Raw genomic sequence first — 15,219 nt, 5'->3', positions numbered from 1 at the left:
CCTGTCCTTACCCTCGGAATTTTTCAAAAATTCCGGCCCGATTTCTTTGAAAGAAATCGTCATGCCGCGGCCCCCAAATAGGCTTCGATCACCGCCGGGTTGTTCGAGACCTCCTCGGGCGAGCCGCTGGCGATCTGCTGACCGAAGTTCAGCACAACGATGCGGCTACAGATGTCCATCACCATGTGCATGTCATGTTCCACCAGCAGGATCGTGGTGCCGAACTGTTCCTGCACATCGAGGATGAAACGTGCCATGTCGGCGGTCTCCTCGCGGTTCATGCCCGCCACTGGCTCGTCCAGCAGCAGCACGCGCGGGCGCATCGCCAATGCGCGGCCCAGTTCGACCCGCTTTTGCAGACCGTAGGGCAGCATGGTAATGGGGTATTTGCGGATGTGGTCGATCTCGAGAAAATCGATCACCTGCTCTTCGATCTCGCGCCGCAGCTCCAGCTCGGCCTTCTGCGCCGCACCGAAATAGCGCAGCGCCTGCCAGACATTGGTTTTGAGCCGCGTGTGGCCGCCAAGTTTGATATTGTCGAGCACGGTCATGCCGCGAAACAGCGCGATGTTCTGAAAGGTCCGTGCGAGGCCAAGGCCCGCGCGCTTGTCGGGGCTGAGCGTGGTGATATCCTCTCCGTCAAAGGACACGCTGCCCCGGTCGGGCCTGTAAAACCCTGAAATCGCATTGAAAAGTGAGGTTTTGCCCGCGCCGTTGGGGCCGATCACCCCGGTGATCTCTCCGGCCTTGGCTTCGAAATTCACCCCCTGCAGCGCCTTGATGCCGCCAAAGGACAGATGCAAATCCTCAACCCTCAGCAATCGCCCACTCCCATGCGGCGACGGCTGCGGCCCCCCGCAAGGGGCGCGTGACATCCGATCATCGACGGATCCTCCCTATGTCCCGACCCCTGCCCCTTTTGGCGGTGCTTGTGGTATCGGCCTGTTGACCCTTTCACCCTATCCGAAGCGCGGCATCTCGCAAGTCTTTCGATAAGACGCGCGGCAAAGCGCCCCCGCGCCGGGAGCGGCTCGGAAGGTGCAATGCCATGGAAGGGAAGGGAAAAACCCGGGGCTGTGACGCTACGTCAGGTCAGCTGTGCGATCAGGGTTTTCAGCGCTTTGCGGCTGTGATCCTCTAGGGGCGCCATGCGCGAGCGCCAGAGCGTGGCCTGCGATTGCAGGATCAGCCCGTCGCTGAGGATCTTCAGGTGATTGGCGCGCAGGGTCTCCCCGCTGGAAGTGATATCGGCGATGGCCTCCGCGGTCTCGTTCAGCACCGTGCCCTCGGTCGCGCCTTGGCTGTCGACCAGCGCGTAGTCGGCCACGCCATGGGTGCGCAGGAATTCCCGTACCAGCCGGTGATACTTGGTGGCAATGCGCAGACGGAAGCCATGTTCGGCGCGGAAGGCGGCGGCGGCGGCGTCGAGATCGTCCAGCGTGTCGACATCGACCCAAGCCTGCGGCACGGCTATGATCAGGTCGGCATGGCCGAAGTTCAACTCTTCCAGCGGCTCGACCAGTTGATCCCAAAGCGCCAGCTTCTCTTGCACCAGATCGGTGCCGGTGACGCCCAGATGGATCCGCCCTGCCGAGAGTTCGCGCGGGATTTCACCCGCCGAAAGCAGCACGAGCGAGACATCCTCGATCCCCTCGACCTTGCCCGCATATTCGCGGTCGGACCCGGTGCGTTGCAGGCTGACGCCGCGCGCGCCGAACCATTCAAAGGTCTTCTCCATCAGCCGCCCCTTGGACGGCACACCCAGTTTCAGCGTCATTGCCCGGCCTCCAGTTCCAGCATCAGGCCGGGGCGCATCACACCGCCAACCGCCGGGATTTCATCGCCCTGCCCCAGTCGCCGGGTCAGCGCGTCATAGCGCCCGCCAGAGGCGATGCTCGGCAGATCGGGCCGCGAGGCGGCGCGGAAGGCAAAGACGAAACCGTCGTAATATTCCATCGAAGACCGGCCATGGCTGGCCTCGAAGAGCAGCGCGTCGGTGTCGATCCCGCGGGCGCGCATCGCATCGGCGCGGGCCGCGACACGGGCCACGGCATCGCCGATGGCGGGCATGTCGACAGCCAGATCGCGCAGACGGCTCAGCGCATTGGGCAGGGTTTCCCGCACCTCCAACAGCGCCTCGAAAAGGTCGACCTGCTGTGCAGAGATCGGCGGCGTCTGCGCATCCTCGCGCAGGGCCGCAACGCGGGCTTCAATTTCGGCGCGGGAGCGCAGCCCCACCATCGGCGCGTCGCATGTCACCTCGGTCTCGGCCAGCAACGCCTTGCGCCCCGCGGGCACCGGGCTGCGCCCGGCATAACGGTCAAGCAGCGCGCGAAAACGGCGCGGGCGCCAGATGTGACGCATCAACGCCTGTTTGCGCGCGGGGGATGTGCCCAGCCCCTGCACCGCCGCCATCAGCACGCCAATATCCCCGGTGACCGGGCGCACCGAAAGGCCCTGCATCGCCTCGGCAATCAGGGCGAAAACCTCGGCATCCGCCGCCGCCGGATCGGCACGGTCGAAGACCTCGAAACCCACCTGAATGTATTCGTTGGCGCGGTTCGGGTCATGTTCCTGACGGCGGAAAACCTCGCCTGAATAGGTATAGCGCGCGGGCTCGGCCCCATGGGCCATATGCATCTGCACTACGGGCACGGTGAAATCGGGGCGCAGCATCTGCTCCCCGCGCAGCGCGTCCGAGGTGACATAGGCCCGGGCGCGGATATCCTCCCCATAGAGATCCAGCAGCGTGTCCGCCGGTTGCAAGATCGGCGGCTCGACCAGAACGGCGCCCTGCCCCTCGAAAATCGCGCGCAGGGAGGCCGCGCGCGCCAGCGTTTCGGAACGTGTGGGCATCAGCTTGTCCGATCCAGAATATCGCGCACCGCTTTGATCAGATCGCCGCGCGGCACCTCATATTGGTTGGGGCGCTCTTTCCACTCGTCATGGCTGGCCTCTTGCGCCAGTTGCGCGCCCAGCACCATGTCCTTGATCTGCACCACGCCGCGGTCCTTCTCGTCACCGCCTTCGATGACGACCACGGGGCTTTGCCGCTTGTCGGCGTATTTCATCTGGTTGCCGAAGTTCTTCGGGTTGCCCAGATAAACCTCCGCCCGGATGCCCGCCTGCCGCAGCTCGGCCACCATGGCCTGATAATCGGCCATGCGGTCGCGGTCCATCACGGTGACGACGACGGGGCCTGTCGCTTCGGCCTCAAGCCGCCCTTTGGCGGCCAGCGCGGCGAGAAGACGGTCAACACCGATGGAGACGCCAGTCGCTGGCACTTCCTGCCCGGTGAAACGCTTCACCAGATCGTCGTAGCGTCCGCCGCCGGCGACCGAGCCGAAGTTCCGCGCGCGGCCCTTCTCGTCTTTGATCTCGAAGGTCAGTTCGGCCTCGAAGACCGGGCCGGTGTAATAGCCAAGGCCGCGCACGACCGAGGGGTCGATCTCCACCCGGTCGGGGCCATAGCGACCCGCTGCCAACAGGTCCGAGATAAGCTGCAACTCATCCACGCCCTGCACGCCGACCTCGGAGCCTGCCACCAAGTCGCGCAGCCGCGCCACGGTCTCGGCCCCGGTCTCGCGCTTGGCCTGCATGAATCCCATCACGACATCGGCCTGCGCCTCGCCCAGCCCCGCGCCCTTGGTGAAATCGCCACTGTCGTCCTTGCGGCCCTCACCCAAAAGCGCGCGCACACCGTCGGGCCCCAGCCGGTCGAGCTTGTCGATGGCGCGCAGCACGATGCCGCGCTCGGCTTCCTTGTCGTCGCCCGAAAGCCCGGCCACTTCGAGCACGCCGTTCAGCACCTTGCGGTTGTTCACCCGCACCACATAGTCGCCGCGCGCGATGCCCACTTCCTCAAGGCAGTCGGCCAGCATGGCGCAGATCTCGGCATCGGCCGCGACCGAGGGCGCGCCGACGGTATCAGCGTCGCACTGGTAGAACTGCCGAAACCGCCCCGGCCCGGGCTTCTCGTTGCGCCAGACCGGGCCCATGGCGTAGCGCCGATACGGCATCGGCAACTCGTTGCGGTGCTGGGCATAGACCCGCGCCAAGGGCGCGGTCAGGTCATAGCGCAGCGCCAGCCAGTCACCGGGCTTGTCGCCCTCGGCATCCTCTTGCCACGCAAAGACGCCCTCGTTCGGGCGGTCCACGTCGGGAAGGAACTTGCCAAGCGCCTCGACAGTCTCCACGCCCGAGCTTTCCAGCGCGTCGAAACCATAGCGGTGATAGACGGCGGCGATCTTGTTCAGCATCTCGGCCCGATGGGTCACCTCGGTCCCGAAATAATCGCGGAACCCTTTCGGGGTTTGCGCCTTGGGACGGGGGGTTTTCTTGGGCTTTGCCATGGCAAGGATCCTCGGTGCATCAATTGGCCTCGCGTCTAGCCCAAGCCCCCCGCAAGAGCAAGCAACGCGGCATCCCGCCCCTGTCCCGCGCCGCCGGTCCGTGCTAGATCGCGCAAAAAGGATGCGCGCCATGACTGACCAAAGCCCTGATCACACCCCAGACCAAACCGCCGAGCATATCAGCCGCCTTGAAGAGCAGATCGCCCATCTGACCCGCGCGGTCGACGATATGTCAGAGATTGTCACCCGTCAGGAGGCCGAGATCGTCACTCTCAACCGCCGCGTCCATATGCTGATGCAGCGCGAAGGAGAGCGGGACGCTTCGGGCGGCGGCGCGGTGCTTTTGGGCGATGAGCGCCCCCCGCATTACTGAGCGGCAGCGCCGCGCACCCGTCAATTGGCTGATTTCATTGCCACGGCGGCGACGGCCCCGTCATGCACCAGCAATTCGGACCAGCGCGCGGTCTGCCCCAAACGCTCATAGGCGCTGACGAAAAAGGTGGTCTTGTCGAGTTTGCCGATCTGCCGCCCGCAGGGTTTCCCGCGCCCCGCACCGCAGACGCGGGCCTTGATCGCCTCATAGGCCGCGTCGGTCTCGGCGGTGGGCAGGTTCTCTCCCCCCGGGCCATAGTGCAGTTGCTCGTAGACCGTGGGCGTGCCGAATAGCACATTGGCCGCCGTCAACTGACGCGCGCAATCGTCCGCAAAGCCGGTGATGTAGAAGCTGCGCGCCCCGGCACTGCCGGGCTGCGAATCGAACAACCGGTAGCCCCGCGCCGAAGGTTCCTCGACCAGTTGCCCCAATTCGCTCAACTCCAGATCGCAGACGCGGGCCACCTCGCCAAACGGCAGGACGGTGCCGAATGAAACCTCGGAGACCTGCGGGTTCGGCGCTGAGGGAGCCATGGCGCAGGCGGAGAGCAACGTCCCCATAATCAAAAGGCCGATGCGTCGTTTCATGCTCTGCTCCCCATAGCTTGGCAGGCAGGTAGCGCAGCCACCCGCCGCCGTCCACTGGATGCGGCAACGCGGGAGGCCGCCGAGGCGGCGGAGGTCAGATTTCCTCGACCTCCATCACCCCGTCGAGCGAGCGGATCGCGCCCTTGATCTGCGGTGTCACCGGGAATTCGCGCCCCAGATCGACCTCGACCTCACCGGGCAGGCTGGGATCCATCAGGCAGAATTGCACCGGCCCCTTGCCCGCCGCCTTCACCGCCTGCCGCGCCCCGGCAAGCACATCGGCCACCGATTGGATCGCCCCCGGCCCGTCGATGAAGACCCGCAGCCCCATGCTGCCCGCATCCGCCACCGCCGCGTCGATCGGCCCGATGCCGCGGGCCAAGAGCTTCAACTGGTCGCTTTCCATCGTGGCCTCCACGGTGACGACGACCTTGGAGCCGACCTCCAGATGATCGCGCGAGGCTTCGAGCACGTCGGAGAAGATCGTCACCTCGTAGCCGCCCGTGGGGTCCGAGAGTTGCGCAAAGGCAAAGCGGTTGCCCCGCGCCGACTTGCGCTCCTGACGGCCCGCCACGACGCCCGCGAGCCGCGCGTTCATCGCGCCGCGGGTGCTGACCTTCTCGTTGAGCTCATCAAGCGTGAGGAAAGGCAGACCGGTCTCCCGCGCCCATTTGCGCTTCAGAGGCGGCATGTAGTCGTCCAGCGGATGGCCCGAGAGGTAGAAGCCCACGGCCTTGAACTCCTCGGCCAGACGCTCCGCCGACTGCCAGTCGTCGCAGGGCAGCATCCGCGGCTCGGGCAGGTCGTCGCCCGCCTCGCCAAACAGCGAGACCTGATTGCTGGCCTTCTGCTCGTGGATCGCAGCCGAGTAGCTCACCAACCCGTCGAGCGATTGGAACACCCGCCGCCGGTTGCTGTCGAGCTGGTCGAACGCGCCAGAGCGCACCAGCATCTCCAGCGGGCGCTTGCCCACGCGCTTGAGGTCCACGCGCCGGGCGAGGTCGAAGAGCGTCGCAAAGGGCTTGTCGACGCCATCCACCTTGCGCCCCTCGGTCACCAGCCGCATCGCCTCCAGCCCGACGTTCTTCAACGCGCCCAGCGCATAGACCAGCGCGCCGTCGACCACTTTGAAAGTGGCATCAGAGCGGTTCACGCAGGGCGGCACCCAAGGCAGTTCGAGATGTTTGCGCACCTCCTCGAAATAGATCGCCAGCTTGTCGGTAAGGTGGATATCGCAGTTCATCACCCCGGCCATGAACTCGACGGGGTGGTTCGCCTTCAGCCATGCGGTCTGGTAGCTGACCACCGCATAGGCCGCGGCGTGGGACTTGTTGAAACCGTAGTTGGCGAATTTCTCCAGAAGGTCGAAGACCTCCGCCGCCTTCTTCTTATCGACGCCATTGGCCATCGCGCCTTTTTCGAACTTGGGACGTTCCTTGGCCATCTCCTCGGCGATCTTTTTACCCATGGCGCGGCGCAACAGGTCAGCGCCGCCGAGCGAATAGCCCGCCATGACCTGCGCGATCTGCATCACCTGTTCCTGATAAACGATGATGCCTTGGGTCTCTTCAAGGATGTAGTCGATGCTGGGATGCACCGATTCCAACTCGCGCTTGCCGTTCTTGACCTCGCAATAGACCGGGATGTTCTCCATCGGGCCGGGACGGTAGAGCGCCACGAGGGCGACGATATCCTCGATACAGGTCGGTTTCATGCGCTTGAGCGCATCCATCATGCCGCTGGATTCCACCTGAAAGACCGCGACGGTCTTGGCGCTGGAATAGAGATCGTAGGTCGCCTTGTCGTCGAGCGGGAGGGTGGCCACGTCGTCGACATGGCCCTCGGGCGGCTCGTAGATCTGGCGCCCGTCCGCGGCGATATGCAGATGCCGCCCGCCCGCCTTGATCTGGTCGAGCGCGTTTTGAATGACGGTCAGGGTCTTCAGACCCAGAAAGTCGAACTTCACCAGCCCGGCCTGTTCGACCCATTTCATGTTGAACTGCGTCGCCGGCATGTCCGAGCGCGGGTCCTGATAAAGCGGCACCAGATGATCCAGAGGCCGGTCGCCGATCACCACGCCCGCCGCGTGGGTCGAGGCGTTGCGCAAAAGCCCCTCGACCTGCTGGCCGTAAGTCAGCAAACGGTCGACGACCTCCTCGTTCTTGGCCTCCTCGCGCAGTCGTGGCTCGTCCGCCAGCGCCTTCTCGATGGAGACGGGTTTCACCCCCTCCACCGGGATCATCTTCGAGAGGCGATCCACCTGTCCGTAGGGCATCTGCAGGACGCGCCCGATGTCGCGCACCGCCGCCTTCGACAAGAGCGCACCGAAGGTGATGATCTGCCCCACCTTGTCGCGGCCGTATTTCTCCTGCACGTAGCGGATCACCTCCTCGCGGCGGTCCATGCAGAAGTCGATGTCGAAGTCGGGCATGGAGACCCGCTCGGGGTTGAGGAAGCGCTCGAAGAGCAGCGAATAGCGCAGCGGGTCGAGGTCGGTGATCGTGAGCGCATAGGCCACCAGCGACCCCGCGCCGGAGCCCCGCCCCGGCCCGACCGGGATGTCGTTGTCCTTGGCCCATTGGATGAAGTCGGCCACGATCAGGAAGTAGCCCGGGAACCCCATGCCTTCGATGATGCCCAGTTCGAAATCGAGCCGTTTTTGGTATTCCTCCACGCTCACCGCATGGGGGATCACCGCCAGACGCGCTTGCAGGCCTTCATTGGCCATGCGGCGCAGCTCGGCGACCTCATCGTCGGCGAACTTGGGCAGGATCGGATCGCGGCGGTAGGCCATGAAGGCGCAGCGCTTGGCAATTTCGACGGTATTGCTCAGCGCCTCGGGCAGGTCGGCAAAGAGGGTCGCCATCTCGGCCTGCGACTTAAAGTAATGCTGCGCGGTCAGACGGCGGCGCGGCTGGCTCTGGTCGACATAGGCGCCCTCGGCGATGCAGATCAGCGCGTCATGGGCCTCATACATGTCCGGCTTGGGGAAATAGACGTCGTTGGTCGCCACCAGCGGGATGTCCATCGCATAGGCCATCTCGACAAAGCCGCGCTCGGTCAGGCGCTCGGACTCGGGCTGGCCGCCGTCCTCCGGATGGCGCTGCAACTCGACGTAAAGCCGGTCGCCGAAGGCGCGGTGCAGCCGCGCCATCAATGCTTCCGCCGCCGGGCGCTGACCGCCCTGCAACAGCATCCCCACCGGCCCCGAAGGCCCGCCGGTGAGACAGATGAGATCGGCGCTCAGCGCCTCGAGTTCCGCCAGCGTTACCTCCGCCGCCGCCCCACCCTTGTCGAGATAGAGACAAGAGTTGAGCTTCATCAGGTTCTCGTAGCCCAATTCACTCTGCGCCAGCAGCACCACCGGCGCGGGCGGGCGCGGCTTCTCGCCCGGTTGGACCTCGACATAGGCGACATCGACCTGACAGCCGATGATCGGCTGCACGCCCGCCCCGGCCATGGCGACGGAGAATTCCAGCGCGGCGAACATATTGTTGGTATCGGTCAGCGCCAGCGCGGGCATTTCCGCGTCACGGCACATGCCGGGCAGCTTTTTCAGCCGCAGCGCGCCTTCCAGCAGGGAATACTCGGAATGGCTGCGCAGGTGAATGAATCGGGGAGCATCTGACATGGGCGCAAACTATGCCAGCCGCCTGCCCGGCACCAGCGTCGGATGCCGCGGTGCTGCATTTTTCGCCCAAGGTATTTTTTCTTGCCAAAACGCCCCCCGCCCCGCTAGCCTGACCTCTACCTCGCCCGCGCCCGGTTCTACGCCGCATCGAACCCCGCGCATGTTAACGGGCCACTTTGTACCGCGGCGGATGAGAACCAATGGACATCACTTTTCTTCTCAATGGAGAAGTCGTGTCACTCTCCAACGTGTCCCCGACCACCACCTTGCTTGACTGGCTGCGCGAAGAGCTTGGCCTGACGGGGACGAAAGAGGGCTGTAACGAGGGCGATTGCGGGGCCTGTTCGGTCATGATCAGCGATGAGAGCGGGCACCGCGCGCTCAATGGCTGTATCCTGTTCCTGCCCCAGATCAACGGCAAGGCCGTCACCACGGTCGAAGGCATGGCGGGCGCCGACGGCACCCTGCACCCGGTGCAAGAGACCATGGTGGAGCATCACGGCAGCCAATGCGGCTTCTGCACCCCGGGCTTTGTCGTCTCGATGGCGACGGCGCATCTTAACGGCGCGCGCGACCACGACGTGCAGCTTGCCGGCAACCTCTGCCGCTGCACCGGCTACGCGCCGATCATCCGCGCCGCCGAAGCCGCGGCGGACAAGCCGGTGCCGGAGCATCTGCTGGGTCTCAAATCGAAGCTCAAACAGGACATCCCCGCCCCCGCCAAAGCCGAGGGCGCGCCCCATGTGCAACCCGAGAGCAGCGACGCGTTGGCCGCGTGGTACCTCGACCACCCCGACGCGACGCTGATCGCCGGGGCGACGGACGTGGGCCTTTGGGTCACCAAGGGCTTCCGCGATCTGGGCGCCGTGGCCTTCCTTAACCGCTGCGCCGATCTGCGCGGTATCACCGAGGACGAGACCGGCCTGCGCATCGGCGCCATGACGACCCTGACCGAGGTGGAGGCGAAGCTTTCCCCGCTGTTCCCCAGCCTGGGCGTGATGCTGCGGCGCTACGGCTCGACGCAGGTGCGCAACGCGGCGACGCTGGGCGGCAATATCGCCAACGGCTCGCCCATCGGTGACGGCCCGCCCGCGCTGATCGCGCTTGGTGCCACGCTGCACCTGCGCCGCGGCGACGCGCGGCGCGAACTGCCGCTGGAGGACTTCTTCCTCGACTACGGCAAGCAAGACCGCGCGCCGGGCGAATTTGTCGAGGCGATCACCGTGCCGCGCCAGCACGACACCCTGCGCTGCTACAAGCTGTCGAAGCGTTTCGATCAGGACATCTCGGCGGTCTGCGGCTGTATCTCGATCACCGGCAATGGCTCTGAAATCCTCACCGCCCGCGTGGCCTTCGGCGGCATGGCCGCCACCCCGAAACGCGCCGCCGCGGCGGAGGCCGCCCTTGTCGGCCAGCCATGGAACGAAGAGACCATCCACAAGGCGATGGAGGCGATGCGCGACGACTTCACCCCGCTGTCGGACATGCGCGCCTCGGCTGGCTACCGGATGCAGGCGGCGGAGAACATGCTGCTGCGTTATTTCCACGACGCCAATGGCACCCCCACCAATCTGCTGGAGGTCTCGGCATGAGCGTTGCAAAGCCCCTTCCCCATGATGCTGCGAAACTCCATGTCACCGGTGCCGCGCGCTACGTCGACGACATCCCCACCCCGCGCGGCACGCTGCATCTGGCTTTTGGCCTCAGCCCCGTCGCGGCGGGCGATCTGGAGGGTCTCGACCTGTCTGCCGTGCGCGAAGCGCCCGGCGTCGTTGCGGTGCTGACCGCGGCGGATCTGGAGCACGATTGCGACACCTCTCCCTCGAACCATGATGAGCCGCTCCTAGCGACCGATCAGGTGCATTACGCGGGCCAGCCGCTTTACCTCGTCGTGGCCACCAGCCACCTCGCCGCGCGCCGGGCCGCGCAACTGGGCAAACCGCAGATCACCCCGCGCGATCCGATCCTGACGGTGGAACAGGCGCTCGACGCCAACAGCCGTTTCGAGGACGGCCCCCGCATCTACCAGAAGGGAGATGCCGAGGCCGCGCTGGCGAAGGCCGGCCGCCGCCTCTCGGGCCAGATCGAGATGGGCGGGCAGGAGCATTTCTACCTCGAAGGTCAGGCCGCTATGGCGCTGCCGCAGGACAATGGCGACATGCTGGTGCATTCCTCGACCCAGCACCCGACCGAAATTCAGCATAAAGTCGCCCATGCCATTGGCCGCCCCATGCACGCCGTGCGGGTCGAGACCCGGCGCATGGGCGGCGGTTTCGGCGGCAAGGAAAGCCAGGGCAACGCGCTGGCCATCGCCTGTTCCGTGGCCGCATCGCTGACCGGCAAGCCCTGCAAGATGCGCTATGACCGCGACGACGACATGATCGTCACCGGCAAGCGGCATGATTTTCGTGTCGCGTATGACGTGGGCTTCGACGAGACGGGCCGCATCACCGCGCTGGACGTGACCCATTACACCCGCTGCGGCTGGTCGATGGACCTGTCGCTGCCCGTGGCCGATCGTGCCATGCTGCATGCCGACAACGCCTATCACTTGCGCGACATCCGCATCACCTCGCACCGCCTGCGGACCAATACCGCCAGCGCCACGGCCTTCCGCGGCTTCGGCGGGCCGCAGGGGATCGTCGGCATCGAACGGGTGATGGACCATATCGCCCATGAGCTGGGCCTCGATCCGCTCGCCGTGCGCCGGGCGAATTACTACAGCGACAACGCCCACCGCCCGACCGAGGTGGAGAACACCGGCACCGCGATCGACAACCGCACCCCGCCGGATGCCGAGGCCGATCTGTCATCACGCGGCGCGCCCCCTGCGCCCGGCGCGCAACCGTCGATCCCGGCCACCCCCTCGGACGTGCAGACCACGCCCTACCAGCAGCCGGTCACCGACTGCATCGTCAACGCGCTGACCGACCGGCTGGTCGAAAGCTGCGATTACGACGCGCGTCGCGCCGCCATTGCCGAGTGGAACGCGAAAAGCCCGCTGATGAAGCGCGGCATCGCGATCACCCCGGTGAAATTCGGCATCTCCTTCACGCTCACTCACCTCAATCAGGCGGGCGCGCTGGTGCATGTCTACCAAGACGGCTCGATCCACCTGAACCACGGCGGCACCGAGATGGGCCAAGGGCTGTTCCAGAAGGTGGCGCAGGTCGCCGCCGCGCGCTTCGGCGTCTCGCCCGAGGTGGTCAAGATCACCGCCACCGACACCGCCAAGGTGCCCAATACCTCGGCCACAGCGGCCTCCTCGGGATCGGACCTCAACGGCATGGCGGCGCAGAACGCCTGCGACACGATCCGCGACCGGATGGCCGCGCATCTGGCCGAACGCTACCAGACCACCCCCGATCAGGTGGTATTCGCCGACGGCATGGTGCGCATCGACGGAGAGGAGATCACCTTCGCCGCCGCCGCCGCCTCGGCCTATGAGAACCGCGTGAGCCTTTCCGCCACCGGCTATTACAAGACGCCCGAGATCGAATGGGACCGGATCGCCGGACGCGGGCGGCCGTTCTACTATTTCGCCTATGGCGCGGCCTGCACCGAGGTGGTGATCGACACGCTAACCGGCGAAAACCGCATCCTGCGCACCGATATCCTGCATGACGCCGGGGCCTCGCTGAACCCCGCGCTCGACATCGGCCAGATCGAGGGCGGCTACGTGCAGGGCGCGGGCTGGCTCACGACCGAGGAACTGGTCTGGGACGAGAGTGGCACCCTGCGCACCCATGCGCCCTCGACCTACAAGATCCCCGCCTGTTCGGACCGCCCGCCAGTCTTCAACGTGGCGCTCTGGGACCAGCCGAACCCGGCGCAAACGGTCTACCGCTCCAAGGCCGTGGGCGAGCCGCCCTTCATGCTCGGCATCTCGGCCTTCATGGCGCTGTCGGATGCGGTGGCGGCCTGCGGCCCGCATTACGGCGACCTGCAAGCCCCGGCCACCGCCGAGGCCGTGCTCACCGCCGTTGGACGGGCGCGGAAATGACCGCGATCTTCATCGAGGTCACCGCCACGCGCGGATCGGCCCCGCGGGATGCGGGCACGGCGATGAAGGTCACGTCTGACGCGATCGCGGGCACTATCGGGGGCGGGGCGCTGGAACATCAGGCCATCGCCCACGCCCGCCAGATGCTGGCCGAGGGCCGGTGCGAAGACACCCAGACCCTGCCGCTCGGCCCCGGTCTGGGCCAATGCTGCGGCGGCGCGGTGAGCTTGCGCTACACCACGACGCCGCGCCCGCTGGACGCGGCCACCCCCCTGCCCCTGCCGGATGTACAAAGCGACGTGCCGCTATGGCTCTGGGGCGCAGGGCATGTGGGCCGGGCGGTGGTGGCCGCCTGCCCGCCCCGGGCCTTCGATCTGACATGGATCGACAGCGCCCGCGACCGTTTCCCCGACCAGATCCTGCCCCATGTCACCGTCACCCCCGCCGCCGACATGCCGCGGTTGGCCGCCCATGCGCCGCGCGAGGCGCATCACCTGATCTTCACCTATTCCCATGACATCGACCTCGCACTCTGTGCCGCGCTGCTCAATCGCGGCGCCGCGAGCGTCGGGCTGATCGGCTCTGACACAAAAAAGTCACGGTTTTCCCGCCGCTTGCGTGACATGGGGTTGGATCCCTCTGGCATCACCTGTCCAATTGGCGATAAATCGCTGGGCAAGCTGCCTGCGCAAATTGCCCATGGTGCGCTGATCGCCCTCATCGCCCGGACCCAGACAAAGGTTTCCGCATGACTGATTCACTTCTCGACCTCACCGGGTTGACCAAGGCCTACCCCGGCGTCGTCGCGAACGATGACGTTTCCCTGCGGATCGCTCCGGGCGAGGTTCACGCCCTGCTGGGCGAGAACGGCGCGGGCAAATCCACTTTGGTTAAAATGATCTACGGGCTGGTCAAACCAGACGCGGGCCAGATGCTAATGCGGGGGGAGAGCTTTGCCCCCACCGACCCGCACGCCGCGCGGCAGGCGGGCGTGGGCATGGTGTTTCAACATTTCTCGCTTTTCGATGCGCTCAGCGTGGCGGAAAACATCGCGCTCGGCATGGAAAACCCGCCGCGGATGCGCGAGCTTAGCCAACAGATCCGCGATGTGTCGGACACCTACGGCCTGCCGCTTGCGCCGGACCGCACCGTCGGCGACCTCTCGGCGGGGGAACGTCAGCGGGTGGAGATCATCCGCTGCCTGCTGCAAGAGCCCAAACTGCTGATCATGGACGAGCCGACATCGGTTCTGACCCCGCAAGAGGTTGAAATCCTGTTCAAAACCCTGCGCAAGCTCAGCGCAGAGGGCACCGCGATCCTTTATATCTCGCACAAGCTCGAAGAAATCCGCAGCCTTTGCGACAGCGCGACGATCCTGCGCTTGGGCAAGGTCGTCGGCCATTGCACCCCGCGTGAGACCTCGGCGCGCGACATGGCAGAGATGATGGTGGGCTCCGCGCTGAAAACGCCGACCCGCGACAGCAAGGAACCGGGCGAAGTGGCGCTGACGCTGAACAATCTTTCGGCCCGGTCTGCCCATGCCTTTGGCATGCCGCTGCGCGATATTTCCGTCGAGGTGCGGCGCGGGGAGGTGCTGGGCATCGGCGGCGTCGCGGGCAATGGGCAGGACGAATTGCTCAACGCGCTCTCGGGCGAAACACTGGTCGGCGCGGGGATGATCACCTTTGACGGGCGCGACATTGGGCTGCTCGGCCCCACCGCCCGCCGCGCGCTTGGCGTCTTGACCGCCCCCGAGGAGCGGCTGGGCCACGCCGCCGTGCCGGACATGTCGCTGACGGAAAACGCCATGCTGACCGGGGCCGCCCGTGAGGGGCTGGAGCGCGGCGGCATGCTCGACTGGGGCAAGGCGCGCAGCTTTGCCGAGAAGATCATCAAGACCTTCGACGTGCGCACCCCCGGCCCCGCCAATGCCGCGCGCTCGCTCTCAGGCGGCAACCTGCAAAAATTCGTCATCGGGCGCGAGGTGCTGCAACGGCCCGAGCTGCTGGTCGTGAACCAACCGACATGGGGCGTCGATGCCTCTGCCGCCGCCGCGATCCGGCAGGCGCTTTTGGACCTCGCCTCAAACGGGACCGCCGTGATCGTCATCAGCCAAGACCTTGATGAGCTGATGGAGATTTCCGACAATTTCGCCGCCCTGAACGAAGGCCGCCTGTCGCCCTCTCGCCCCGCGCAGGGGCTGACCGTCGAAGAGATCGGCCTGATGATGGGCGGGGCACATGGCATGGAGGTGGCGCATGTCTAAGCCGAGC

At 65.8% G+C, this 15,219-nt stretch carries 11 protein-coding genes; 5 read left to right on the top strand and 6 right to left on the bottom strand.

Annotated features, from left to right (window positions below; genetic code table 11):
• Positions 1-59 precede the first annotated feature (59 nt).
• From ACGYLO_RS08505 to hisS, 4 genes are all read right to left on the bottom strand, one after another.
• Positions 60-875, bottom strand: a complete 816-nt coding sequence (locus tag ACGYLO_RS08505; RefSeq protein WP_271689101.1) for an ABC transporter ATP-binding protein — start codon at positions 873-875, stop codon at positions 60-62.
• Between the two features lie 212 nt (positions 876-1,087).
• Positions 1,088-1,777, bottom strand: a complete 690-nt coding sequence (gene hisG / locus ACGYLO_RS08500; protein ID WP_067624598.1) for an ATP phosphoribosyltransferase — start codon at positions 1,775-1,777, stop codon at positions 1,088-1,090.
• Positions 1,774-2,856, bottom strand: a complete 1,083-nt coding sequence (locus ACGYLO_RS08495) for an ATP phosphoribosyltransferase regulatory subunit (RefSeq protein WP_271689100.1) — start codon at positions 2,854-2,856, stop codon at positions 1,774-1,776. The genes hisG and ACGYLO_RS08495 overlap by 4 nt, the downstream gene beginning before the upstream one ends.
• Positions 2,856-4,352, bottom strand: a complete 1,497-nt coding sequence (hisS, locus tag ACGYLO_RS08490; RefSeq protein ID WP_271689099.1) for a histidine--tRNA ligase — start codon at positions 4,350-4,352, stop codon at positions 2,856-2,858. Before hisS ends, ACGYLO_RS08495 begins: the two co-directional genes overlap by 1 nt.
• Positions 4,353-4,530: 178 nt before the next feature.
• Between hisS and ACGYLO_RS08485 the strand changes: the two genes are divergently transcribed.
• Positions 4,531-4,725 (top strand): SlyX family protein, encoded by a 195-nt coding sequence (locus ACGYLO_RS08485; RefSeq protein WP_082851915.1) that lies wholly within the window; start codon positions 4,531-4,533, stop codon positions 4,723-4,725.
• Positions 4,726-4,745: 20 nt separating this feature from the next.
• On the opposite strand, the gene ACGYLO_RS08480 is transcribed toward ACGYLO_RS08485, so the two are convergent.
• Together ACGYLO_RS08480 and dnaE are read right to left on the bottom strand one after the other, a co-directional pair.
• Positions 4,746-5,312 carry a hypothetical protein gene (locus tag ACGYLO_RS08480; protein ID WP_271689098.1) on the bottom strand — a complete coding sequence of 189 codons (567 nt, stop codon included), beginning with the start codon at positions 5,310-5,312 and terminating at the stop codon, positions 4,746-4,748.
• A gap of 94 nt (positions 5,313-5,406) precedes the next feature.
• Positions 5,407-8,943, bottom strand: coding sequence for a DNA polymerase III subunit alpha (dnaE, locus tag ACGYLO_RS08475; RefSeq protein WP_271689097.1), 3,537 nt, complete (start codon positions 8,941-8,943; stop codon positions 5,407-5,409).
• 200 nt (positions 8,944-9,143) lie between these two features.
• Between dnaE and xdhA the strand changes: the two genes are divergently transcribed.
• The 4 genes from xdhA to ACGYLO_RS08455 are packed head-to-tail and all read left to right on the top strand — an operon-like array spanning position 9,144 to position 15,212.
• Complete coding sequence (xdhA, locus tag ACGYLO_RS08470) at positions 9,144-10,535, top strand: xanthine dehydrogenase small subunit (protein WP_271689096.1); 1,392 nt, start codon at positions 9,144-9,146, stop codon at positions 10,533-10,535.
• The gene (xdhB, locus tag ACGYLO_RS08465) at positions 10,532-12,946 is read left to right on the top strand and encodes a xanthine dehydrogenase molybdopterin binding subunit (RefSeq protein WP_271689095.1); all 2,415 of its coding nucleotides are present in this window, start codon (positions 10,532-10,534) and stop codon (positions 12,944-12,946) included. The genes xdhA and xdhB overlap by 4 nt, the downstream gene beginning before the upstream one ends.
• Entirely contained in the window at positions 12,943-13,698 is a 756-nt protein-coding gene (gene xdhC / locus ACGYLO_RS08460; RefSeq protein WP_271689094.1) for a xanthine dehydrogenase accessory protein XdhC, read from the top strand. The genes xdhB and xdhC overlap by 4 nt, the downstream gene beginning before the upstream one ends.
• Entirely contained in the window at positions 13,695-15,212 is a 1,518-nt protein-coding gene (locus ACGYLO_RS08455; RefSeq protein WP_271689093.1) for an ABC transporter ATP-binding protein, read from the top strand. The genes xdhC and ACGYLO_RS08455 overlap by 4 nt, the downstream gene beginning before the upstream one ends.
• The last annotated feature ends 7 nt before the right edge of the window (positions 15,213-15,219 follow it).

Source organism: Sulfitobacter sp. 1A13353, assembly GCF_043557255.1.
GTDB lineage: Bacteria > Pseudomonadota > Alphaproteobacteria > Rhodobacterales > Rhodobacteraceae > Sulfitobacter > Sulfitobacter faviae.
Note: the sequence above shows the minus strand (reverse complement) of the source record. Positions and strands in the feature narration are given on the sequence as shown.